The 22110-nt window shown below is 69.0% G+C and carries 21 protein-coding genes and 2 pseudogenes; 14 read left to right on the top strand and 9 right to left on the bottom strand.

Translation table 11 applies throughout. The features are described 5' to 3' along the window. Positions 1 to 174 precede the first annotated feature (174 nt). On the bottom strand, positions 175 to 1128 hold the full coding sequence (locus ACH45E_RS16635) for a zinc-binding dehydrogenase (protein WP_361438301.1): 954 nt from the start codon (positions 1126 to 1128) through the stop codon (positions 175 to 177). A gap of 77 nt (positions 1129 to 1205) precedes the next feature. On the opposite strand from ACH45E_RS16635, the gene ACH45E_RS16630 reads away from it, so the two are divergent. Next, entirely contained in the window at positions 1206 to 1604 is a 399-nt protein-coding gene (locus ACH45E_RS16630) for a helix-turn-helix domain-containing protein (RefSeq protein ID WP_361438303.1), read from the top strand. Between the two features lie 280 nt (positions 1605 to 1884). Here the strand turns inward: ACH45E_RS16630 and ACH45E_RS16625 are convergent, their stop codons facing one another. Then, the gene (locus ACH45E_RS16625; protein ID WP_399040854.1) at positions 1885 to 2157 is read right to left on the bottom strand and encodes a hypothetical protein; all 273 of its coding nucleotides are present in this window, start codon (positions 2155 to 2157) and stop codon (positions 1885 to 1887) included. 317 nt (positions 2158 to 2474) lie between these two features. On the opposite strand from ACH45E_RS16625, the gene ACH45E_RS16620 reads away from it, so the two are divergent. The 8 genes and pseudogenes from ACH45E_RS16620 to ACH45E_RS16585 all read left to right on the top strand — a co-directional run. Next, entirely contained in the window at positions 2475 to 3656 is a 1182-nt protein-coding gene (locus ACH45E_RS16620; RefSeq protein ID WP_361439123.1) for an ROK family transcriptional regulator, read from the top strand. A 158-nt stretch (positions 3657 to 3814) separates the two neighbouring features. Beyond that, a complete protein-coding gene (locus ACH45E_RS16615) occupies positions 3815 to 5332 on the top strand; it encodes a sugar ABC transporter ATP-binding protein (protein ID WP_361438305.1) in 1518 nt (505 codons plus the stop codon). Continuing rightward, positions 5329 to 6348 carry an ABC transporter permease gene (locus tag ACH45E_RS16610; protein WP_361438307.1) on the top strand — a complete coding sequence of 340 codons (1020 nt, stop codon included), beginning with the start codon at positions 5329 to 5331 and terminating at the stop codon, positions 6346 to 6348. Before ACH45E_RS16615 ends, ACH45E_RS16610 begins: the two co-directional genes overlap by 4 nt. Positions 6349 to 6365: 17 nt before the next feature. After that, positions 6366 to 7406, top strand: a complete 1041-nt coding sequence (locus ACH45E_RS16605) for a substrate-binding domain-containing protein (RefSeq protein WP_361438309.1) — start codon at positions 6366 to 6368, stop codon at positions 7404 to 7406. 61 nt (positions 7407 to 7467) lie between these two features. Then, positions 7468 to 8688 carry a Gfo/Idh/MocA family oxidoreductase gene (locus tag ACH45E_RS16600; protein ID WP_361438311.1) on the top strand — a complete coding sequence of 407 codons (1221 nt, stop codon included), beginning with the start codon at positions 7468 to 7470 and terminating at the stop codon, positions 8686 to 8688. Between the two features lie 12 nt (positions 8689 to 8700). Next, complete coding sequence (locus ACH45E_RS16595) at positions 8701 to 9699, top strand: sugar phosphate isomerase/epimerase family protein (protein ID WP_361438313.1); 999 nt, start codon at positions 8701 to 8703, stop codon at positions 9697 to 9699. A 96-nt stretch (positions 9700 to 9795) separates the two neighbouring features. Beyond that, positions 9796 to 10935, top strand: a complete 1140-nt coding sequence (locus ACH45E_RS16590) for a sugar phosphate isomerase/epimerase family protein (protein WP_361438315.1) — start codon at positions 9796 to 9798, stop codon at positions 10933 to 10935. A 423-nt stretch (positions 10936 to 11358) separates the two neighbouring features. Continuing rightward, positions 11359 to 11703 (top strand): annotated as a pseudogene (locus ACH45E_RS16585) (ISL3 family transposase); the annotation flags it as partial. Positions 11704 to 11804: 101 nt separating this feature from the next. Here ACH45E_RS16585 and ACH45E_RS16580 read toward each other — a convergent pair. Both ACH45E_RS16580 and ACH45E_RS16575 read right to left on the bottom strand, forming a co-directional pair. Beyond that, a complete protein-coding gene (locus ACH45E_RS16580) occupies positions 11805 to 12203 on the bottom strand; it encodes a (2Fe-2S) ferredoxin domain-containing protein (RefSeq protein WP_361438316.1) in 399 nt (132 codons plus the stop codon). Continuing rightward, positions 12200 to 14179: a heavy metal translocating P-type ATPase gene (locus ACH45E_RS16575; protein WP_361438317.1), complete on the bottom strand. Its 1980-nt coding sequence runs from the start codon at positions 14177 to 14179 to the stop codon at positions 12200 to 12202. The genes ACH45E_RS16580 and ACH45E_RS16575 overlap by 4 nt, the downstream gene beginning before the upstream one ends. A gap of 135 nt (positions 14180 to 14314) precedes the next feature. Here ACH45E_RS16575 and ACH45E_RS16570 point away from each other — a divergent pair, with 135 nt between their 5' ends. Continuing rightward, a complete protein-coding gene (locus tag ACH45E_RS16570; RefSeq protein WP_361438319.1) occupies positions 14315 to 14704 on the top strand; it encodes a metalloregulator ArsR/SmtB family transcription factor in 390 nt (129 codons plus the stop codon). Positions 14705 to 14769: 65 nt separating this feature from the next. Here the strand turns inward: ACH45E_RS16570 and ACH45E_RS16565 are convergent, their stop codons facing one another. Beyond that, positions 14770 to 15303, bottom strand: coding sequence for a MaoC family dehydratase (locus tag ACH45E_RS16565; protein ID WP_361438321.1), 534 nt, complete (start codon positions 15301 to 15303; stop codon positions 14770 to 14772). Further along, the gene (locus ACH45E_RS16560) at positions 15296 to 16264 is read right to left on the bottom strand and encodes an aldolase/citrate lyase family protein (RefSeq protein ID WP_361438323.1); all 969 of its coding nucleotides are present in this window, start codon (positions 16262 to 16264) and stop codon (positions 15296 to 15298) included. The genes ACH45E_RS16565 and ACH45E_RS16560 overlap by 8 nt, the downstream gene beginning before the upstream one ends. Positions 16265 to 16436: 172 nt before the next feature. Here ACH45E_RS16560 and ACH45E_RS16555 point away from each other — a divergent pair, with 172 nt between their 5' ends. Beyond that, complete coding sequence (locus ACH45E_RS16555; protein ID WP_361438325.1) at positions 16437 to 17762, top strand: XRE family transcriptional regulator; 1326 nt, start codon at positions 16437 to 16439, stop codon at positions 17760 to 17762. A gap of 148 nt (positions 17763 to 17910) precedes the next feature. Next, a complete protein-coding gene (locus ACH45E_RS16550; RefSeq protein WP_399040847.1) occupies positions 17911 to 18306 on the top strand; it encodes a hypothetical protein in 396 nt (131 codons plus the stop codon). A gap of 16 nt (positions 18307 to 18322) precedes the next feature. Here ACH45E_RS16550 and ACH45E_RS16545 read toward each other — a convergent pair whose 3' ends face one another. Then, positions 18323 to 19456 carry an NAD(P)/FAD-dependent oxidoreductase gene (locus ACH45E_RS16545; RefSeq protein ID WP_361438329.1) on the bottom strand — a complete coding sequence of 378 codons (1134 nt, stop codon included), beginning with the start codon at positions 19454 to 19456 and terminating at the stop codon, positions 18323 to 18325. 144 nt (positions 19457 to 19600) lie between these two features. Between ACH45E_RS16545 and ACH45E_RS16540 the strand changes: the two genes are divergently transcribed. Further along, a complete protein-coding gene (locus tag ACH45E_RS16540) occupies positions 19601 to 20344 on the top strand; it encodes a TetR/AcrR family transcriptional regulator (protein WP_361438331.1) in 744 nt (247 codons plus the stop codon). A gap of 29 nt (positions 20345 to 20373) precedes the next feature. Further along, a complete protein-coding gene (locus tag ACH45E_RS16535) occupies positions 20374 to 20598 on the top strand; it encodes a hypothetical protein (protein ID WP_361438333.1) in 225 nt (74 codons plus the stop codon). Positions 20599 to 20720: 122 nt separating this feature from the next. Here the strand turns inward: ACH45E_RS16535 and ACH45E_RS16530 are convergent, their stop codons facing one another. Together ACH45E_RS16530 and ACH45E_RS16525 are read right to left on the bottom strand one after the other, a co-directional pair. Continuing rightward, a complete protein-coding gene (locus ACH45E_RS16530) occupies positions 20721 to 21494 on the bottom strand; it encodes a TIGR03084 family metal-binding protein (RefSeq protein ID WP_361439125.1) in 774 nt (257 codons plus the stop codon). A gap of 161 nt (positions 21495 to 21655) precedes the next feature. Then, positions 21656 to 22029: pseudogene (locus tag ACH45E_RS16525) on the bottom strand (transposase); the annotation flags it as partial. Positions 22030 to 22110: the final 81 nt, after the last annotated feature.

Raw genomic sequence — 22110 nt, 5'->3', positions numbered from 1 at the left:
CCCGCCTTCGACGACGAACGCTGCAAGAAGCGCAACACCGTCGAGCGGGCGGTCAACAGGCTGAAGCAATGCCGGGCCATGGCCACTCGCTATGACAAACGCGGCTACGTTTTCTTGGCGCTGCCACCACAGCAGCCCTGGTCATCTGGTTCGCGCGTGATCGTCCGGCCAGACCTAATCCTGCAGAGAAGGTACTGGGGCATACGGTTCACCGGATGCTACCGCCAGGACCGCTTTTCCGGAGACACGGCGCCCACGGAGTGCCTCGGCGGCCTCGTCGAAGCGGTCCCAGGACCCTTGCCAGCCGATCTCGACGGTGAGGAACCCCTCAGCGGCCAGCTCAGTGAGAACCGCCAGGTCCGCGCCGACTCCGCCCTCGATGACGAAGGAGGTCAGCGACTTGGCCGGCCCGACGGTCGCATACGGCGCAAAGACCGCCGGCTCACCGGATGTCCAGCCGACACTCTGCACGCTGCCCCCGGGACTGAGCAGGTTCCATGCCGCGACCAGTTGAGGTCCGCCGACGCTGTCGATGACCACGTCGACCGGTCGCTGGAGTCCGTCCAGTCCGACCAGCACCTCGTTGGCACCAGCCTCGGCCAGCCCCTCCCCACGGGCTGCCGAGCCCACGGACGCGATCACGTGGGCACCGGCCCGCGCTGCCAGTTGGACGGCGAACCGGCCAACCCCGCCGGAGGCCCCGGTGACCAACACCCTCTTGTCTGGTCCAAGCCCGGCGGCCCGCAGCGAGCGCAGCGCCGCCACTCCGGCGACCGGCAGAGCCACCGCCTGCGCCAGGTCCAAGCCCTTCGGCACTTCGGCGAGCGCATCCACGTCGATCGCGACGCGCTCAGCGAACGCCCCCGAGGTCAGAGCCGCCACCCGGGTGCCCACCGCCGGGCCGGTTCCATCGGCTGCGGCCTGAATGACCACTCCGGCGGCATCCGAACCGAGCACCGCGCCCACAGGGATCCGCCCTGAGCGGGCGTCGTTGAGGTCGCCGTAGTTCAACGAGGCGTGGGAGACAGCCACCAGGACCTGGCCCGGCCCGGGCACGGGGTCGGGAACCTCGGAGAGGCGGACGGCGGTGGATGCGGACGGATCGACGACGAGAGCACGAACGGACATGACTTCCCCCTTGGTTCACGACTTGTAACAGCAGTCATCATCGATAACCTTGCTGTTCATCGGAAGGAGGCACTTTCATGTCACGCAGTCACACCCGTGTTACCGAAGCGCTGAGGGACGAGGCCTGCCCGGTCACCGAGGTGCTCGACCGTGTGGCGGGCAAGTGGAGCATCGGGATCCTGATCGCCGCCGCCCACGGTCCGGTCCGCTTCACCGAACTCGAACGCTCCATCAACGGCATCAGCCGACGGATGCTCACCCTCAACCTGCGCAGGCTGGAGCGGGACGGACTGCTCGTTCGCACCGTGTATCCGACAGTGCCGCCGAAGGTCGAGTACCACCTCACGCCCATGGCCCGAGAACTCCACGCCTCGCTGACCGGACTGGTGGGCTGGGCCGAGCGTCACCGGTCTGCCATCGCCGAAGCTCGCGCCGTCTACGACACCGCGACAAAGCAGAGACTCGACGCCGACTGAACGGGCCCTGGACGGCTCGCGCTTCTGCCAACCCGCAACAGCCGACCGGGGGGATGAGCCCGTCATCGGCATCGCGAGACCTGCGTGATTGCCGGACCGGCCCAGGGTGCGTGGCAGGGGCTGCCGGTACGTGGTCTTCTGGCCGGGTGGCGAGTCATACAGCGATGAGGGGGCTGTTCTCCTGGGACGCACACGGTACCGGTGGCAGGCTTCCCGGTGGATCGCGACTCCCAAGCGCGTCACGCTTTGCCGGGCCAACCGATGCGCCGCTTGTCGGCATTCACTTCCTCGTCCCCTCCGCCGGTGACACAGGCACCGGTATCTCCATCAGCGTTCCTTGTCTGCCTGCCACCCTCACCACGCTCATGAGCAGCAGCAAGCCTCCGCTTCGCTGGAGCAGACCCGCGAGTCGACCAGTACGTGCCCAGCGCGGCTCGGTCGTCCTGAGGACGCGGGAGTCCCGCACGGCTGTCATGGGGAACGTCCGCATGACGCGGGCGAACCGCTTCTCGTTGATCCGCAGTCCCTTCGCGCGGAGCTCACTGTCAGCCATGGGGAGCCGTAGGTTCCGCCGGACTCGCCGTGGACCTCGCGGATCCGCTCGGCCAAGAGCCGGTCCTCGCTCTGCCGGGACGTCCTCGACTTCCTGTCGGCAAGTCACAGCCCGGCGAAGTCCGTCATGGCCGGCAAGATCACCCCTGCCAGGTGTCCTCGCGGTGACGCCACATACCGAGACTTTGTCCTGAGAGTGGAAAAAGTAGAAGTTGTTGATGCGAAACTTCTTCCCAGCTAGCGCAGCCGCTGCTACGTTCCCTTCGAAAGCCCGAAACGATGGCCGAAAACTGAGGCAGGGAGGGGCTCGTGAGACGCATGACGGCTCGACCGGCGAACGCGCACCAGGCACGTCTGCTCAAGCTGTTGCGAGACGGCGGTCCTCACTCCCGTGTTCAGCTCGGCGACCAGGTCGACCTGTCTCGGTCCAAGCTGGCAGTGGAGGTGGACCGGCTGTTGGAAACGGGCCTCGTGGTGGCCGACGGGTTCGCCGCCTCGCGTGGCGGCCGCCGCTCCCACAACGTCCGGCTCAACCCGGGCCTGAGGTTCCTCGGTGTCGACATCGGCGCGACCTCGGTCGATGTCGCCGTCACCAACGCCGAACTGGAGATCCTCGGGCATCTGAACCAGCCGACGGACGTTCGTGAGGGACCGGTCGCGGTCTTCGAGCAAGTGCTGGAGATGGCCGGAAAGCTCAAGGCTACGGGGCTCGCCGACGGTTTCGACGGCGCCGGTATCGGCGTCCCCGGACCCGTCCGGTTCCCCGAGGGCGTGCCGGTCGCCCCGCCGATCATGCCGGGCTGGGACGGCTTCCCAGTACGGGAGGCGCTCAGCCAGGAACTCGGCTGTCCGGTCATGGTCGACAACGACGTGAACCTCATGGCGATGGGAGAGCAACACTCCGGAGTCGCCCGAACCGTCACCGACTACCTCTGCGTCAAGATCGGCACCGGCATCGGTTGCGGCATCGTCGTCGATGGCCATGTCCACCGCGGCGCATCTGGCAGCGCGGGCGACATCGGCCATATCCAGGCCGTGCCCGACGGACGTCCATGCGCCTGTGGAAACCGGGGTTGTCTTGAGGCCCACTTCAGCGGCGCCGCCCTGGCCCGGGACGCAGTGGAGGCGGCCCAACAGGGTCTGTCCGCCGAGCTCGCGACCAGGCTCGAGGCGAACGGCACGCTCACGGCCGTCGATGTGGCGGCCGCAGCCGCCGCGGGTGACGCCACCGCGCTCGACCTGATCCGCGCGGGCGGCACCCACGTCGGTCAGGTCATCGCCGGACTTGTTTCCTTCTTCAATCCCGGCCTGGTCGTGATCGGCGGTGGAGTGACCGGTCTCGGCCACACCCTTCTCGCCGCGATCCGCACGCAGGTCTACCGTCAGTCGCTCCCGCTTGCGACCCGCAACCTGCCCATCGTGTTGGGTGAGCTGGGGCCCGCCGCCGGTGTGATCGGCGGCGCCCGCCTGATCAGCGACCACTTCTTCTCACCCGCGTAGGCAAGCACCCTCCGCCCACACCGAGCCGACCCCACCCGGTCCTCAACCGATCCGGCACGGTGCTGGGTCCTGCTGCCCTGCCCTGCCCCACCACACCTGTCCCTTGAACGCTCACCCCTGCCCTGACACCGGCCCACACGCCCGCAGAGGGATCCCACATGGCACAAGAACCACCCCTACTCAGCATGTCCGGAATCACCAAGTCGTTCCCCGGCGTCCGTGCCCTGGACGGTGTCGATCTCGACGTCCAAGCGGGTGAAGTGCACTGCCTGCTCGGTCAGAACGGCGCCGGGAAGTCCACACTCATCAAGATCCTGGCCGGCGCCCACCAACCGAACGGCGGCACCATCCGCTGGCGCGGCCACCCCGTCGCCCTGCGCTCACCGATCGCCGCCATGCGCCTCGGTGTCGCCACCATCTACCAGGAACTCGACCTGGTGGAACATCTTTCGGTGGCGGAGAACGTCCACCTCGGTCACGAACCGACGGCTGCCGGGTTCGTCGTACGAGGCAAGGCGGCGCGTGCGGCAACGGCCGCCCTGCTCAAACGACTCGGCCACCCGGAGATCGATCCGGTCCGGCTGGTGGGAGAGTTGTCGGCAGCCCAGCAGCAGATCGTCTCCATGGCCAGGGCCCTGTCCCACGACGTACGCCTCATCGTGATGGACGAACCGTCCGCCGCGCTCGACCCGGACGAGGTCGACAACCTCTTCCGCATCGTCGGCGACCTGACCGCGGACGGTGTCGCCGTCGTCTACATCTCGCACCGCTTGGAGGAGATCCGGCGCATCGGCGACCGGGTGACCGTACTCAAGGACGGACGGGCGGTCGCCGGCGGACTGCCCGCCAAGACGACCCCGACCCGGGACGTCGTCGCCCTGATGACCGGCCGCACGGTCGAGTACGTCTTCCCCGAGCGGCCCCCGACGCCACCCACCGCGGACCCCGTGCTCCAGGTCCGCGGACTGGCCCGCGACGGCGAGTTCGCGCCACTCGACCTCGACGTGCGGCCGGGGGAGATCGTCGGACTCGCCGGGCTGGTCGGCTCCGGCCGCTCCGAGATCCTGGAGACCATCTACGGAGCGCGCAGGCCCACGGCAGGCCAAGTCCTTGTCGACGGAAGGCCGTTGCGCTCAGGCAGCGTCCGGGCTGCCGTCCGCGCCGGACTCGGACTCGCCCCCGAGGAACGCAAGGCGCAGGCCCTGCTGATGCTGGAGTCCGTCACCCGGAACGTCTCGGTCTCCACCCTTTCCCGCTTCTCACGGGCCGGCTGGATCGACCGGGGCGCCGAAAAAGCGGCCGCCCGGACCGCGGTTCGCGAGCTGTCGCTGAGGCCGGACAACCCGGACGTGCCCGTACGCACCCTGTCCGGCGGCAACCAGCAGAAGGCCGTCCTCGCCCGCTGGCTGCTGCGCGGCTGCCGGGTGCTGCTGCTGGACGAACCGACCCGCGGCGTCGACGTCGGCGCCCGCGCCGAACTGTACGCGGTGGTCCGGCGGCTGGCCGACGAAGGGCTCGCGGTGCTCCTCGTATCCAGCGAGGTGCCCGAGGTGCTCGGCCTCGCCGACCGCGTGCTGGTGCTCCGCGAGGGCCGGGTCGTGCACACGGCACCCGCCCGGGAGCTGGACGAACACCGTGTCCTGGACCTTGTCATGGAAGGAAGCCCGGCGTCATGACCCAGCCCGTATCCCCGCCGCGAGACGCCACCGAGAAGCTGCCGTCGGAAACCGAAGCGCCCCGCTGGCGCGTCCCGCTGACACGTGTCGACGTCCGCACCCTCTCCTTGCTCGGTGTGCTGGCCGTACTCGTCGTGATCGGCGGCGTCACCAAGCCCGACGAGTTCCTCGACACCCGCAATCTCCAACTCGTGCTCACCCAGGCCTCGGTGATCGGGGTCGTCACCGTCGGCATGACCTTCGTCATCACCTCCGGCGGTATCGACCTCTCCGTCGGCGCGATCGTCGCCCTGGCCTCCGTATGGGCCACCACGGTCGCCACCCAGGAGTTCGGCTTCGCGGGGATCCTCTTCACAGCGTTGGTCGTCGGCCTCGGCTGCGGCCTGGTCAACGGACTGCTGGTCGCGTACGGCCGGATGGTGCCCTTCATCGCGACGCTCGCCATGCTCGCCTCGGCCCGCGGTCTCGCCCTGCAGATCACCGGGGGCCGCACCCAGATCGTGACCGTGGACGGCGTCCTCGAGCTCGGCGATCGCGACTCCTACGTCCTGGGCGTCCCGCCGCTCGTCCTGGTGTTCGCGCTGGTGACGGTGATCGGCTGGCTGTTGCTGAACCGGACCACCTTCGGGCGGCGCACGGTCGCCGTCGGCGGCAACGCGGAGGCCGCCCGGCTGGCCGGCATCGACGTACGACGACAGCGGCTGTATCTGTACCTGCTGTCCGGCCTGTGCTGCGGCATCGCCGCCTTCCTGCTGATCGTGCTCTCCGGCTCGGGCCAGAACACCAACGGCAATCTCTACGAACTCGACGCCATCGCGGCCGCGATCATCGGCGGCACCCTGCTCAGCGGAGGCCGCGGCACCATCACCGGCTCCGTGCTCGGTGTCCTGATCTTCACCACGATCACCAACATCTTCGCCCTGAACAACCTGCAGAGCGACGTCCAGCAGATCGCCAAGGGGGCGATCATCGTCGCCGCCGTGCTGGTACAGCGCCGTACCGCGAGCACGACCTGAGGAAAGGTTTCATTGACATGGCACACCTCACCAGCAGAAGAGGGCTGCTCCTCGGCACCGCAGCCGCGTCCGCAGGTGCTCTCCTGACAGGTTGCACGAGTAACGAAACCGCAGGCGAGACCTCGGCCGCGAACGGCAGGCCCGCCGACGACGGCAAGCCCGGCAAGCAGGTCACCATCGGCTTCGCCGGACCCCAGGCCGACCACGGATGGCTCAACGCCATCAACGACAACGCCGAGGGCCGCGCGAAGAAGTACTCCGACGTCACCCTGGAGATCACCGAGGGGTCCAACGACACCGCCCAGCAGATCGGTCAGATCGAGACCCTCATCAACAAGAAGGTCGACGTCCTGGTCGTGCTGCCCGCCGACGGCAAAGCACTCACCCGGGTCGGTCTGAAGGCGATGCGCGCCGGCATCCCCGTCGTCAATCTCGACCGGGTTTTCAACTCGGCGCAGGCGTACCGGTGCTGGATCGGCGGCGACAACTATGGCATGGGGCTCAACGCGGGCCATTACATCGGCGAGAAGCTCAAGGGCAAGCCGAACGCCCGCGTCGTCGAACTCGCCGGCCTGGACAGCCTGGAGCTGACCAAACAGCGCACCCAGGGGTTCGACGATGCCCTGAAGAACTACCCCAACATCAAGAAGGTGGCCCGCCAGGCCGCCGAGTTCACGGTGGAGTCCGGCCAGGCCAAGATGGCTCAACTCCTCCAGGCGCAATCGAAGTTCGACGCCCTGTGGAACCACGACGACGACCAGGGGGTAGGCGCGCTGCGCGCCGTCGAGCAAGCCGGACGGGACGACTTCCTGATGGTCGGCGGGGCCGGCGCGCTCTCCGCCTTCCAGGCCATCAAACAGGGCGACGGCGTGCTGAAGGCCACCGTCCTCTACCCGCCCACCATGGCCGCCTCCGCCATCGACCTTGCCCGCGCCCTCGGCCAGGGCAAGGGCGTCGGTGGCCTCGCCGAGTACGAGATTCCGGCCTCGATCACGCTCTACTCGGCCGTCGTCGACAAGGACAACGTCGACCAGTACATGCCCACCGGTTTCCGGTGAGACGCCCCGGGCGTGCAGCGCAGACCCCCACCGGCGTCACCACGAAGAGGAGGAAGAACGCATGGAACAGCCCCAGCGGTCAGGGGAGCCGGAGGCGGCACCGAAGGCTGGGAAACCCTCACTGCGCATCGGCATGGTCGGATACGCGTTCATGGGGGCCGCCCACTCGCAGGGCTGGCGTACCGCGGGCCACTTCTTCGACCTTCCCCGGCAGCCGGTCCTGGCCGTGATCTGCGGACGCGATGCCACGGCCGTGCACGAGGCAGCGGACCGGTACGGATGGGCCGCCGTCGAGAACGACTGGCGGGCGCTGATAGCCCGGGACGACATCGACCTCGTCGACATCTGCACACCCGGTGACAGCCACGCCGAGATCGCGTTGGCCGCGTTGACCGCCGGCAAGCACGTCCTGTGCGAGAAGCCACTCGCGAACACCGTTGGGGAAGCCGAGACCATGACCCGCGCCGCCGAAGAGGCGTACGGCCGAGGCCAGGTGGCGATGGTCGGCTTCAACTACCGCCGGGTGCCCGCTATCACGCTCGCCAGGCGCATGGTGGCCGACGGCCGGCTCGGGACCCTGCGCCACGTCCGGGTGGCCTACCTCCAGGACTGGCTGGTGGACCCGGAGTTCCCGCTGACCTGGCGGCTGCGCAAGGAACGGGCCGGTTCCGGCTCACTGGGAGACCTCGGCGCCCACATCGTCGACCTCGCCCAGTACCTGACGGGGGAACGGCTGGTCGGGGTGTCCGCCCTCACGGAGACCTTCGTGCGGGAACGCCCACTGCCCGAGGGCCCCACCGACGGCCTGAGCACGGCCCCCGCAGGCGGCACCGGCACGGTCAGCGTCGACGACGCCGCCCTGTTCACCGGCCGCTTCGCCACCGGCGCCGTCGCCTCCTTCGAGGCCACCCGCTACGCCACCGGTCGCAAGAACGCGCTCCGCATCGAACTCAACGGCGAGCGCGGTTCGCTGACCTTCGACCTGGAACGTCTCAACGAGCTGTGGTTCCACGACGGCACCGAGCCCGGCGCCGAGGCCGGTTTCCGTCGCATCCTCGTCACCGAACCCGACCACCCCTACCTGGACGCCTGGTGGCCCCCGGGGCACGGACTCGGCTACGAGCACACCTTCGTCCACCAGGCCCGCGACCTCGTCCACGCCATCGCCGAGGGCCGCCGCCCCGATCCCTCCTTCGCCGACGGACTGCAGGTCCAGCGCGTACTGGCGGCGGTCGAGGAGAGCGCCGAGAAGAACTCCGTCTACACCCCCATCGAACACTGAGGAGGCCCGTCCATGCCCCGCCCGTTCACCCTCTTCACCGGACAATGGGCCGACCTGCCGCTGGAGGAGGTCTGCCGCCTCGCCCGCGACTTCGGTTACGACGGCCTCGAACTCGCCTGCTGGGGTGACCACTTCGAAGTCGACAAGGCCCTCACCGATCCCGGATACGTCAAGGCCCGCCACCAGCTTCTCGACCGGTACGGCCTGAAGTGCTGGGCGATCTCCAACCACCTCGTCGGCCAAGCCGTGTGCGACGCCATCATCGACGAACGCCACCAGGCGATCCTGCCCGGTGAGGTGTGGGCCGACGGCGACCCGGAGGGAGTGCGGCAGCGGGCGGCAGACCGCATCAAGGACACCGCGCGCGCGGCGGCAGCCTTCGGCGTCGACACGGTCGTCGGCTTCACCGGCTCGGCGATCTGGCATCTGGTCGCGATGTTCCCGCCCGCACCCGAGGCGATGGTCGAACGCGGCTACGAGGACTTCGCCGCACGCTGGAATCCGATCCTCGACGTCTTCGACACGGAGGGCGTACGGTTCGCCCACGAGGTCCACCCCAGTGAGATCGCCTACGACTACTGGACCACCCACCGAGCGCTCGAAGCGGTCGGCCACCGCCCGGCCTTCGGCCTGAACTTCGACCCCTCCCACTTCGTGTGGCAGGACCTCGACCCGGTCGGCTTCCTCTGGGACTTCCGCGACCGGATCTACCACGTGGACTGCAAGGAGGCCCGCAAGCGCCTCGACGGCCGCAACGGCCGCCTCGGCTCCCACCTGCCCTGGGGCGACCCGCGTCGCGGCTGGGACTTCGTCTCCGCCGGACACGGCGACGTCCCCTGGGAGGACGTCTTCCGCATGCTCCGCTCCATCGACTACCAGGGGCCCGTCTCAGTCGAGTGGGAGGACGCCGGCATGGACCGGCTCCAAGGCGCGCCCAAGGCCCTGTCCCACCTCAAGGCCTACGACTTCGAGCCACCGTCGGCGTCGTTCGACGCGGCTTTCTCCAACTGACCTGCGGAAGCACGCCAGTTGGACGGAGCCCAACCAGACGTCCCGGTCTACCCACCGGTCACAGCGAGCCCAACACCCGCACCCCGAGAGGCACCCGTGAACGACATCCACGACACCGACAGCGCGCTGCGCCGCAGCCTCGGCATCGGCCGCCGTCGCTTCCTGAGCACATGCACCGCCGCCGCGGCCGGTGCGATCGCCGCACCTGTCTTCGGCGCGACCCCGGTGCACGCAAGCCAGCAGACCGCCACCAGCGGAAAGGGCCACGCTCTCGTTCCCGAGGACAAGCGAGGCATCATCCTCTACACGGTCCGCGACGCGATCGGCCGCGACCCGCAGTCCACCACTCTCCCTTCGGGGTTCCGCGCCGTCTTCGAGCAGCTCGCCCGCTTCGGCTACCGTCAGGTCGAGTTCGCCGGCTACGGCCAACACCCCAACGCACCCGGCGGCGCCGTCCTGGAGTCGGTCCAAGGAGCCAGGCTGCTGCGTCGCTGGCTGGACGACAACGGGCTGCGCGCCCAGGGCAACCACGGTTTCATCCCGACCTCCTGGCCACTGACCAGTACGGACCTGGACACCTTCAAGAAGCACCTGGAGATTGCCAACATCCTGGGCATGGCCCACGTGGGCACCGGTACTGATCCGACCAGCAGCTCGTACAAGGCCGACTGGGACCTCGCCGCCGACAAGTGGCACGCCCTCGGCGGCATCGCCCGCCGCGCCGGCCTCAAGCTGTACACCCACAACCACGACGCGGCCTACGACTTCCTCCTCGACGGCGGCCCACTGGATGCCCAGGGCCGTCCGACCCGCAGCTCCGGCATCCGCAAGTTGGAGTACTTCCTGTCCATCACCGACCCCGAGCTGATCTGGCTGGAGATGGACGTGTTCTGGGCACACGTCGCTCAGTACAAGTTCCGCACCTACACCGACCACGACGGCTCCACCCGGACGAACGTCTTCGACCCAGCCGGCCTGGTCACCGGCCACAACAAGCGCTACCCGCTGTTCCACGCCAAGGACGGCGTCGTCAACGACACCAACGGGATGGGCTACGACATGGTGCCGTTCGGCACCGGCGTCATTGACTACTCGACGTTCTTCTCCCGCGTGGGACACCGCAACTACCACAATCCGATGGTCGAACAGGACAACGCGCCCAGCACCACCAACCCTGCCCAGTCGCTGGAGCACGCGGCGATCGGCTACCGCAACCTTGCCGCCCTGCGCCGCTAGAAGCACAGAAGTGAGACGGGGCGCCCCCGCCTGCGGGGACACCCCGTCTCATGGCACGCGCCGCCGCTGGGAACTCAAAGAGCACTTTGCTCCGACGAGGTTGTTCACCGCCCTGCAGACCACCGGAATCGGCTGACCCCACCCATCGCCGGGACATCCACACCACACGAGCCGGATATCCCGGCAGCACACGCCGAGTCCACGCCCACCCCGCAGCGACGGGACATCAGTGGCCTCAGGTGCGTGCTGGCCGTTGGAGGTTGGTTGCCGTGCCGGAGCCGACACCGCTGGCGCACCCGCCGTCCACCCGATGAACCCGCCCCCCGAGAGGAACATGCCCTTCGCGGCCGAGGAGGTTCGGCCGCTGGTGCCATGGACGCCTTCGACAGCTCCGGCGGTCTGGGACGCGCTTAGCTCATCGCGAAACTCTCGACGCAGGCGATGATGTGGGCGTAGAAGGGTGTCGTCATCGACCGGATGTCGATCGCCCGGATCGCCGCCGGGCCCGGGGTGTCCTGGCACACCGTCAATGACGCCGTCCTGGCGACCGGCCACCAGTTGCTGATCGCCGACCCGACCCGTTACGACGGTGTCCAGGTCTTGGGCGTGGATGAGCATGCGTGGCGCCACACCCGCCGCGGGGGCACGTTCGTCACCGCCATCAAGCAGGTGTTGAAGACCTGGCTCGAGGCCCAGACACCAGCGTTCCGCGACGGAATCGAGATCGTGGCCATGGACGGCCTCACCGGCTCAGTCTCCACGACGGCCACCCGCGCCTCTCGGACGCCGTCCGGGTACCCGGCGGCTGGCGGCACAGCCACCATCTTCTGGCCGACCTCCATGCCCAGCGCTGACCACCCTGGCGGTCATCAGTCCTCGACGGCCCGCCGTATACGCCGAGACGGCGAGAACTCGTAGAGGTCGAGGATGTCCGGCGGCTCGGTGATCCCCGGACCGCCCGCCCGCACCCACGCAACGATGTCGGCCGTCGCGTCGGGGTCGTTGACCCGTCCGAGCCATACAGGCCGCGCGCCCTCGGCCCGTCCGGCCGGAGAGGGCTGTACGACGATGACGTTGGCCTGTTCGCAGGCGTCGAGGCAGTTGACCGCGCGGACCTGGGCGACCGTGCCCAGGCCGGCCCTGAGCGCGGCGAGTTGGGCCGTGTGGTCGACGCCGGGGATCTTGGCGGTACCGCAGCAGCAGCCTCGGCAGACGGTGACCGTGCACCGGGGCGGGGACTGCGGGGTCGGGGCTTTGCGGCGGCTCACTCAGCGGCCCGTTTCCAGGCTGCCTCGCGCAGCAGCCGCAGTCCGTTGAGGCCGACGATGACGGTGGAGCCCTCGTGGCCCGCGACGCCAAGGGGCAGCGGCAGGTCGCCTGCCAGGTCCCAGGCCACCAGGCCGGCGATGAAGACACCGGCGATGACGAGGTTCTGGACAACCAGCGTGCGGGCCCGGCGCGACAGAGAGATCACGGCGGGCACGGTGGTCAGCTCGTCGCGGACGATGACCGCATCGGCGGTCTCCAGCGCCAGGTCGGAGCCCGCCCGGCCCATGGCGACGCCGGTGTGCGCGGCGGCCAGCGCCGGGGCGTCGTTGACGCCGTCGCCGACCACCATCACCTTATGACCGACTCCCTCGAGCTCCCTGACCGTGTCGACCTTGTGCTCGGGCAGCAGTCCGGCCCGCACGTCCTCGATGCCGATCTGCGCACCGAGGCGGGCGGCAGCGCGCGGGTTGTCACCTGTCAGCAGCAGGGGCGCGGTGCCGGTGAGGGAGGACAGCGCGCCGACGGTGCGAGTCGCGTCCGGTCGCAGCCGGTCGGCGATACCGAGCACACCCACCGGCATACCGTCCACGGTGACCAGCACGGCCGTCCGGCCGTCGTCCTCGAATTCGGCGACGAGGATCGCCGCCCGCGCGGACCCCACGTCCGTCGCCCCGTCCAGCAGCTTGGCCGGTGCGCCGACCCCGACCGTGCGCCCGTCAACGATGGCGGTCACCCCGACGCCGGGAGTCGAGTCGAAGTATTCCGCGACCGGCGGGGCCAGCCCCCGTTCACGTGCCGCGTCCACGACGGCCCGTGCCAACGGACGCTCACTTGGGTGTTCCGCAGCCGCCGCGAGCACCAGCAACTCATCCGCAGCGACACCGGAACCGGTCAGCGGCCGCAGGTCGGTGACGCGCGGGGTGCCCTCTGTGAGAGTACCGGTCTTGTCGAGTGCCACGGCGTCGACCTGCCCCAGCCGTTCCACAACCACGGCCGACTTGACCAGGACGCCGTGGCGTCCGGCGTTGGCGATGGCCGACAGCAGGGGCGGCATGGTGGCCAGCACCACCGCGCACGGCGAAGCCACGATCATGAAGGTCATGGCCCGCAGCAGCGACTCAGTGAGGGGCGCGGCGAAGGCCAGGGGCACGAGGAACACGGCGAAGGTCGCCGCCACCATGCCCAGCGAGTAGCGCTGTTCGACCTTCTCGATGAACAACTGCGTCGGCGCTTTGGTCTCGGACGCCTCCTCCACCATGCGCACGATCCGGGCGATCACCGTGTCGGAGGCGCCACGCTCGACCCGGACCCTCAGCGCACCGGTGCCATTGAGAGTGCCGGCGAAAACCTCGTCGTCCTTCGCCTTGGCCACGGGCAGCGGCTCGCCGGTGATGGTCGCCTGGTCGACGTCGCTGGCCCCGTCGAGCACCCTACCGTCCGCACCGACGCGCTCGCCGGGCCGTACGAGGATCGTGTCGCCGACCGACAGTTCCTCTACGGCGACGGCCTCTTCGGCCCCGTCCGCGTCGGCGCGGGTCGCGGTGGCGGGCGCCAGGTCGAGCAGGCCGCGCACGGAGTCGGCGGTGCGGGCCGTCGCCAGCGCCTCCAGCGCGCCGGAGGTGGCGAAGATGACGATCAGCAGCGCACCGTCCATCACCTGCCCGATCGCCGCCGCCCCGAGCGCGGCCACGACCATCAGCAGGTCGACGTCCAGGGTCGGCTCGCGCAGGGCCTGCAGACCTGCCCAGCCAGGTTCCCAGCCGCCGGCCCCGTAGGCGACCGCGTACATCGACCCCCAGGCCCAGGCCGGGGCGCCGGCCAGTTGCAGGGGCAGCGCGAGCAGGAACAGGACGGTGGCCGCGGTCGCCCAGCGCGCCTCGGGCAAGGCGAGGACACGAGTACGGCGCCGGGGCGCACCGCCGTCGCCTGAGGGCGCGGCGCGGTCGACCGGGGCCGGGGCGAGTGTGGAGGTCATTGGAGCGGGAGTCCTTACAACGGCATGGCGAGAACACTGGGCAGCCGGAAGCCCGGCGAGCCGCTCTCCCACCGTACAGGACGACATGAATAGACATTCATGTGTTCATGGGTCCGTGTCCGTAGGATGTAGTCCATGGGCCACGGAGCTGACGCCAAGACCACCGCCACCGCGCGCCAGCGCCTCGAGACGGTCGGCGCAGTCGACGTGGCCGCCACCCTCCAGGCCCTCGCCACGCCCTCCCGGCTGCGGATCCTGGCCCGCCTCCAGGAAGGCCCGTGCGCGGCGACCGAACTCGCCGATGCCGTAGGCATGGAGCAATCGGCCTGCTCCCACCAACTGCGCCTGCTGCGCAATCTCGGCCTGGTCACCGGCGAACGCCGGGGCCGCTCGGTCATCTACGCCCTCTACGACAACCACGTCGCCGAACTGCTCGAGCAGGCCCTCTACCACGTGGAGCACCTGCGCCTCGGCCTGCGCGACGCACCCGCCCAGACCCCGGCCCCGGTGGTCGGGACCCGCTGAGCCTCACGCCGGCACAGCCACCGCGACGGTCATCCCCGAGGCGGCCATTTCGTGGCTCCCCTTGCTCAGTAGTCGGTTGCGTCGCGCACGGCGGTGGCGTCAACGGGAACGAAGAACGTACGCGTGCAGCTGAAGACCCGCTGGTCGCGCTGGTTGTAGCCCTCGATCCGGCAGGTGACGATCCCGTTCTCAGGGTGGCTGGTGGAGCGGCGGGCGACGAGGATCTCGCTCTGCGCGCGCAACGTGTCGCCGACGTACACGGGGTGCTCGAAGCGCACCTCGTCCAGGGCCAGGTTGGCGGTGGTCAGGGCACTGGTGGCGCGGACAGTGAGGCCCAGAACGATGTTCATGGTGAGGATCCCGCAGACCAACACCTGGTCACGGCCGGTCCGCGCGCAGAACTGGCGGTCGGAGTGGACTGGGGCCTCGTTGCCAGTGAGCGCCAGGACCTGCACATGTTCCGTCTCCGTCACGGTCCGGGCGGAGCGGTGTTCGATCACGGTGCCGACGAGGGGGGCGATGTCCTCGAGGCCGAGGCCGACGGATTCACGGATCCGGTTCTCGCCGACACGCCGGTAGCCCGGCGGGACACTACTCACTGTCTGCCTCCTTGCATGTGGCGGATGCGGGGCCGTTGCCCGCGCGGGCGGTCACAGCACGGGCCACAGCCACCAGCGGCGGGCCCACCATGTGGCCATTGACGGTGGTGATCCCGCCGTCTGCCGTGTCGGCGGCACTGACCACGGCTCGCGCGGCTGCCAACTCGCGGGGATTCGGCCGGAAAGCCGCCTCGATGACCGGGAGCTGGCGGGGGTGGACGGCGACCTTGCCGATGAAGCCAAGCTCGATAGCCTCCTCGGTCTCCTTGCGCAACCCGTCCACGTCGTGCAGGCCGAAGTAGGGGGAGTCGACCGCGGGCAGCCCGGCCGCCGCCGCCTCGGCAGCCAGCACCGCTCTCGGATACAACAGGGCCCTGCCGCTGAGCCGGCAGCCGGCCGCGGCAGCGTAGTCGGCCGCCCCGAACAGCACTCCAGCGATGGCCGGGGCGCGCACAATGCTGGCCAGGTTACGGATGGCCCGAGGCGTCTCGATCAGCGCCCATATCTGGCAAGGACCCTCGTGGGTGTCCATGAGCTGCGCGACCAGCTCGACATCGCGTGCCGCCTCTACCTTGGGGACAAGCAGCAACTCGGGCCACAGCCCAGCTGTGGCCAGCTCCCCCAGATCCCGCAGACCGGGCACCGTGGAGAGCGCGTTTATCCGCACCCCGAGCGCAGTTCCGCCGCGGTCGCCAGTCCTGCCCTCTCCTCCCAAGAAGTCCAGTACGTCAGCACGCGCGGCGTCTTTGCTGACAGGCGGGACGGAGTCCTCCAGGTCGAGGAGGGCGACATCGGCACCCGAGCACATCGAGGCCTGGAAGCGGTTCGGAGTGGCACCTGGGGTGACCAGCCATGTGGAGAAAATCCGGATGGCAGCAGCATCGCGGCCCGGCCCGGCATGGTTCTGGCGTTGCCGGGCCGGACGGGGCCTGCTCGGCGACGGTTGCTTGGGTGGTGTCATCAGTGCTCCCTTCTCGCTCGAATCTCGCTCGAACTTTGTCGTGCAGCAGCAAGCGTTGCGACATAAAACGAGAATGGGCTCAACTGTTCGACTGGGTCGACCGGTTGGAGGGGGTCCCGCAGGGGTCCCGCCTCCGTGGACGAGTCACCACTCATGCACGCTCAGTGATTGGATGGATGGCGTGGAAGAGACCACCCGTCACCCGTTGGCCCTGGCCCGTCTCGCGGCCGGCCTGACGATGGATGAGTTCGTCTCCGGCATCCGAGCCGCAGCCGCCCGGCGTGGTCTGCGCTCAGGCAGGGACGAGGCGCGAGTACGTAAGTGGCAGCGCGGCGTCGAACCCAGCGAGGAATCCCAGATCTACATCGCCGAAGCGCTCGGCTGGCCCGCGGCCATCGTCCGTCCCGACGACTGGCCGAACTGGCTGCCGCTCACCGCCGACGGCGTCGTCCCGCTCGGACCGCACAGCTCCGTACTCGCCCTGAGAGAGGCCCAGCGAACAGCGATGGACCGCCGCACCTTCTTCACGATCTCCAGCGCCGCCCTGTCCACCCTGGCCGCGGATTGGGCCGCCAGCCCCGCCGCCGCGCTCACCCAGATCCACAACGGAAAACCGATCGGCGAAGACTTCGTCGCCTTCCTGGAAGACACCACCGAGAAACTCGCCGGTCTCGCCACCGAGCAGCGACAGCACACCGCCATCCTGTTGGACGCCCACCTGTCCACGGTGACCGCACTACTCGAAGACGGCCGCTACACGCCCGCCCTCGGCCGACGACTGCACACCCTCGCCGCCTTCCTGGCCCAAACCGTCGCCTGGCACCGCTTCGACCTGGGCCGCCACACCCACGCCGGCCAGAACTGGATCGCCGCCCTGCACAACGCGCACGCAGCCGGCGACCACGACATGGGCGCCGGCCTCCTGAGCGACCTCGCCTACCAGGCCGCCTGGCGAGGCGACCACACCACCGCCGCCCGCATCCTCAACCACGCCCTGACCCACGCCCAACACCCTGCCGCCCGCAGCCTGCTCCAACTGCGCCTCGCCCGCACCCTCGCCGCACGAGGCGACCGAAGCGAACGACGCCCCGTACTGCGCGCACTCGCCGCGGCCGAGAAACACCTCAACGACGCCGGCACCAACCGGCCCGCCTGGTGCGCCTGGATCTCCGAAGCCGATCTCGCGGTGGATTCCGGTCAAGCACTCCTGGACCTCGGCGACACCGCCCGCGCCCACCAGCTCATCACCGAGGGCGAAGGCCTGCTGCCCTCGACACGGAACAAGACCCGCAGCGTGTTCCTCGCCTACCGCGCCGCCAGCCACCTCGACCTGAACGAACCCGAACCCGCCGCGGCCGCCGCCACACAATCCCTCCTCCTGGCCCGCCGCCTCGGCGCACCCCGCTGCGCGCAACTCGTCGACGACCTCCTCCCCCGCTTCCAGCCCTACGCCCGCGCCCAGGGCGTACCGGAACTCCTCCAACTCGCCGCAGCGTGAGCGGTCCTTCAGTCGGGCTACGACCAGTATTACCGCCACTGGTCGGCTCGGAAGGGGCGGATCCGATGACCACCGATGCTGCGCTCTCGGTCAGTCGACGCCTTCTGCGGCCGTATCGCGTGACGCCACTGCGGGGCGTGGCCGGGCCATGGCGCTGGGGGTCGCCGTCCATCCGGGGCCGCGTGTGGAAGCCGCGGACTCCTCACCCACGGAGCGCATCATCAGCGAGTTCACTGCCGCCCCCTGCTACGCCGCCTACCGGCCCGGCATCCCCGAAGCTGCCGTCCGCCTGCTCAGCCAGACGGTCTCCGGCAAGCCGCACCCTGCCCTCCCCGACCTCGGATCGGGAACAGGGCAAAGGTCCGCCTTCTCCCACCTCGAGGTGCACACCGTCGATGTCGATCGGCCCTGGACCCCGCAGACAGTCATCGGCTACCTGTACTCGACATCCTTCGCCTCTCGTCCCCTGTTCGGGGACCGGCTGGAGGAGTTTGAGCTGCGAGCCCTTACCCTGCTGACCGACCACGCCGACGCGGCGGCCTGATCGAGAGGTTCTGAACCTATGCCGGCTCGGGTCGTTCCGGGTTCGGGACGAAGGCGGGTAGTGCGGCGAGGCTGTGGCGCACGGCCTCGCCCCCGTACTCGAACATCTGCCGCTCGTAGCTGTCGACTGCACTGAGAAGATCTTGACGGCCCTCGACGGCCTCAATCAGGCAGCGGCCCAGCAGGTCGGCATCGCGCAGGGCGGTGTTCGCACCGTTGCCGCCGGTCGGAGAGGTGGCGTGGATAGCGTCACCGAGCAGCGTGACCGGACCGGGCGCCCAGCGCTCACCTGGCTCGACCACCCCGATGGACAGCAGGGTGCTGTTGTCCGGGTCGGCCTGTTCGATGAGCGCCTGCAGGTCCGGGTGCCAGCCCTTCATCCTGGACAGCGCGGCCTCCTGTGCCGTCGAGGTGCCGAGAGAGCCGTTCGGCGGGAGGATCATGGCCCAGCGCACGTAGTCATGGATGTCAGGGAGCGTTACTTCGGGTGCCAGTTTCTCCGCCGCTTCCTTCGGCGGAATGGGGAACTGCATCGCCCCGAGCAACAGGCTCACTCCGTCCCCGACGATCTTCCCGCCGTAGGCCCGGGACAGACCGGCGAACTGCTCCGTCAGCGGCGTGCGGCCGATGACGAACCGAACGCCGGTGTCCCTCGGGGTGGTCTGCGGCGTCAGCACCTGGCGAACCGCGGAGCCGACCCCGTCCGCCCCGACGAGCAGATCAGCGGTTGCCGGATCGCGTTGCGCGAACCGGGCTTCGACCCTGCCGCTGTCCAACACGTCGTAACCGGTCAGCGCGGCCCCTGTGTGCACAGTGAGTCCGGTCAGCAGCAGATGCCGGAGTACGTGCCGGTCGACCACGATCCCACTCCTTGCAGGGCCGAGTTCGCCGATCTTGTTCAGCTGGGCGTCCAGGGCCAGTCGCTCGACGTAGGCGTCACTGACGACCGCGTCCAGCAGCGGGTGCCAATGCTGTGGCAGACAGCTACGCAGCGCCTCGAATCCGACCGGATCCAGTACGAGCCGGTACCCCTGAAATCGTGCGGTGATCGCTGGGTCCCGCTCGTAGACGTCGACCTCGATCCCGGCACCGCGCAGACCCTGCGCCAAGCACAGACCCCCCAGACCGGCTCCGGCCACGGAAACGCGCATCACACACCTCCCGAACAGGCTGTCCGAACCCTGCTCAGGACCTGAGCAGGGGGACGCCAACCGCGCAGACACGAACTTAGTTCTGTATTCACGATCTAAGTTCTACGAGGCGAACTTAGATCGTGTCAAGCTATAGTGATCGGTATGCCCTCCGATCCCCGGCAACGCCGAGCAGCTCGTCACGCCCAGCCCGCTGGGGAGCCCTCAGTAGCGTCCCCACGCAAGAAGCCCATCACGGTCGACCGGATCACCGACGCCGCCCTGCAGGTCGTGGCCACCGAGGGCTACGACGCACTGACCATCCGTCGAGTCGCCGCGGTACTCGGCACCGGGCCGTCGTCGCTGTACGCGCACATCGTCAGCAAAGAGGACATCGACGATCTGCTCGTCGGCCGGCTCTGCTCCGAGGTCGTGCTGCCCGAACCGGACCCGGCCACGTGGCGCAAGCAGATCCTCGATGTGTACGCGCAGATCCGCGACCAGTACCTGAAATACCCCGGAGTCTCCCGCGCCGCGCTGGGCGTAGTCCCGACCAACCTCTCCACGTTGCGGGTCAGGGAAGGGCTCTTGACGATCCTGCTCGCCGGCGGAATCGAACCGCAGAACGCTGCCTGGGTGCTCGATGCTCTGTCCCTCTACGTCAGCGCCTACGCCTTGGAGCAGTCGCTGGTCCAGCAGCGGCGCAGACACCCGGACCAGGAATGGGTCCTTGGCCGCGAGGAGCTGATCCGTCGGTTCACCGCGCTGCCGGCCGACGCGTTTCCGCAGACCCGGCGCTATGCCGCTGAGCTGACCTCCGGCACCGGACACGACCGGTTCGAGTTCACCCTCGGACTGATCGTGGACAACCTCACCCAGCCTCAGCCCGTCTCCTTGACCGGTGAGTGACTCGTGGTAGGGCTGGTTGGTCTGCTGCGATGACGGACAGCGAGCTGATCGTCGACCTGCGCGGTCGTCTGATCGAGACACTCGACGACTTTTTCGAACTCAACTTCTTACTCCCTCTGGTCTTGGGAGCCGAAGCACTCGTCGGACTCATGGCGCGGACCATCGGCCGACGCCTGGTGCTTCACGCGCCAAGGGCGGTCCGCGTCTCGCTGTCGACGCTGCTGGTAGTTGTCACGACGGTGCGGCTGGCGTAGTGGTTCTACGCGACCCGAGGGACGCTGGATGGCTAACCCGGAGACTCCGGCCTCTGCCCCGTGAGTAACATCCCGCTTGTCGCACTGGCACACACCACGTGATCATTCACCCCGACGCGCTTTCAGAGGAAGACGCGCGCCACCTCCAGCCACTTCTGCGCGTCCTCGCCGGTCGCTTTCATGTTGGTCTCCGACCAGGGGCGACGCCGGGTGACACACAGGCAGAAGTCGACAGCGCCGCCCTGTACCCGTTGCGCGGCAGCCTCGGGGCCCCACACCCAGGTCCGTCCGTCAGGTGCTGTCAGCTCGACGCGGAAGAGATCCGCCGGCTCAGGCAGTCCGACGGCGGCAAAGGACAGCGCCCGTCCCAACACCCCCAGCGACGCCACGTGCTGCAGCCGATCCGTTGGGCGGTGCGCCACGCCCACAGCATCGAAGACGTCCTGCCCGTGTGCCCAGGTTTCCATCAGACGAAGGGGCGCCATCAGGGCCGGGGTCACCTCCGACATGTACCAGGGGAATGCGTGGTCCCATGGCGTGTCGCGCAATGCCGCCGCCAGTTCCGCTCGCCCGGCCCGCCACTCGTCCAGGAGTACCGACCGCGGTTTGGCCGCTCCCGCGGCGGCGGCCTTGTCTGCGTACCCGCTGCCATCGGCTTCCGCCCGCCCGAGCTCGGCGCCGAACGCGTCCGGAGTGCGTAAGGCGCTGAGTGCGTTTGCGTCCGCCCACGCGAGGTGGGCTATCTGGTGGGCGACCGTCCAGCCCGGTGCCGGTGTCGGTATGGACCAGTCGTCCACTGCCCTGACCAGCACGTCGAGCTCGTCGCCCTCAGCCACCAGCGCAGACAGGACACCGGCGTCATCAACATCGGGGACGGCGAGGTTGTAGTTCAACATGTGCGCCATGGTGCCACTGCTTCCTGACCGACGGCGGAGACGAAAGGTGCGGGCAGGCTCCGATGCGGCCCAGAGCGTGTCGGGCTGGCTGGTCATGCGAGAACGCGTGACGGTTGCGATCTGCCCTCCAGGCACGGCGACGGCCCCGGAATGATCACGTGTCCGGTGTACGGCCATGTCGGTGCGGAGGTGTTGGCCAGCACGAGGGCGTCGCCCGGGTCCGACTTCTCGCGCGACACACCGTGGCAGTCGCGGTAGGGGAGGCGGCAAGCGGGTTGATCTCGCAGACCTTGCGGCGGCCAGTGCGCAGGGCTGCGACGAGCGGGCCCCGGCTGGTCTCGATGGCCACCGGTATCGGCGACTCAGGGCTGTCACCGTGCTCGGCCAGGAGCTCCAGCAGCATCCGGTAGCCGGCCGCGTCATCGCTGATCCGCCGTTTGGCGAGCAGTTCGCCGGACTCATCGACCAGCGCGCAGGTCACAAGCTCATGCGGGTCACGCGGCGTCCCAAGGCCAGGACTCGGTCGGTCCGCCATTTTCGGTAACGTTCGCGACACCAGCGCACCCCAGGGGACCCACGAGTGCGCCCCGATCCCCCGGTCAGTTGCCGTGTCGCA

The sequence above is a fragment of the Streptomyces sp. NPDC020299 genome, from assembly GCF_044387825.1.
Classification (GTDB): Bacteria; Actinomycetota; Actinomycetes; order Streptomycetales; family Streptomycetaceae; genus Streptomyces.
The sequence above is the reverse complement of the archived record's forward strand: the minus strand, read 5'-3'. Positions and strand labels throughout refer to the sequence as shown.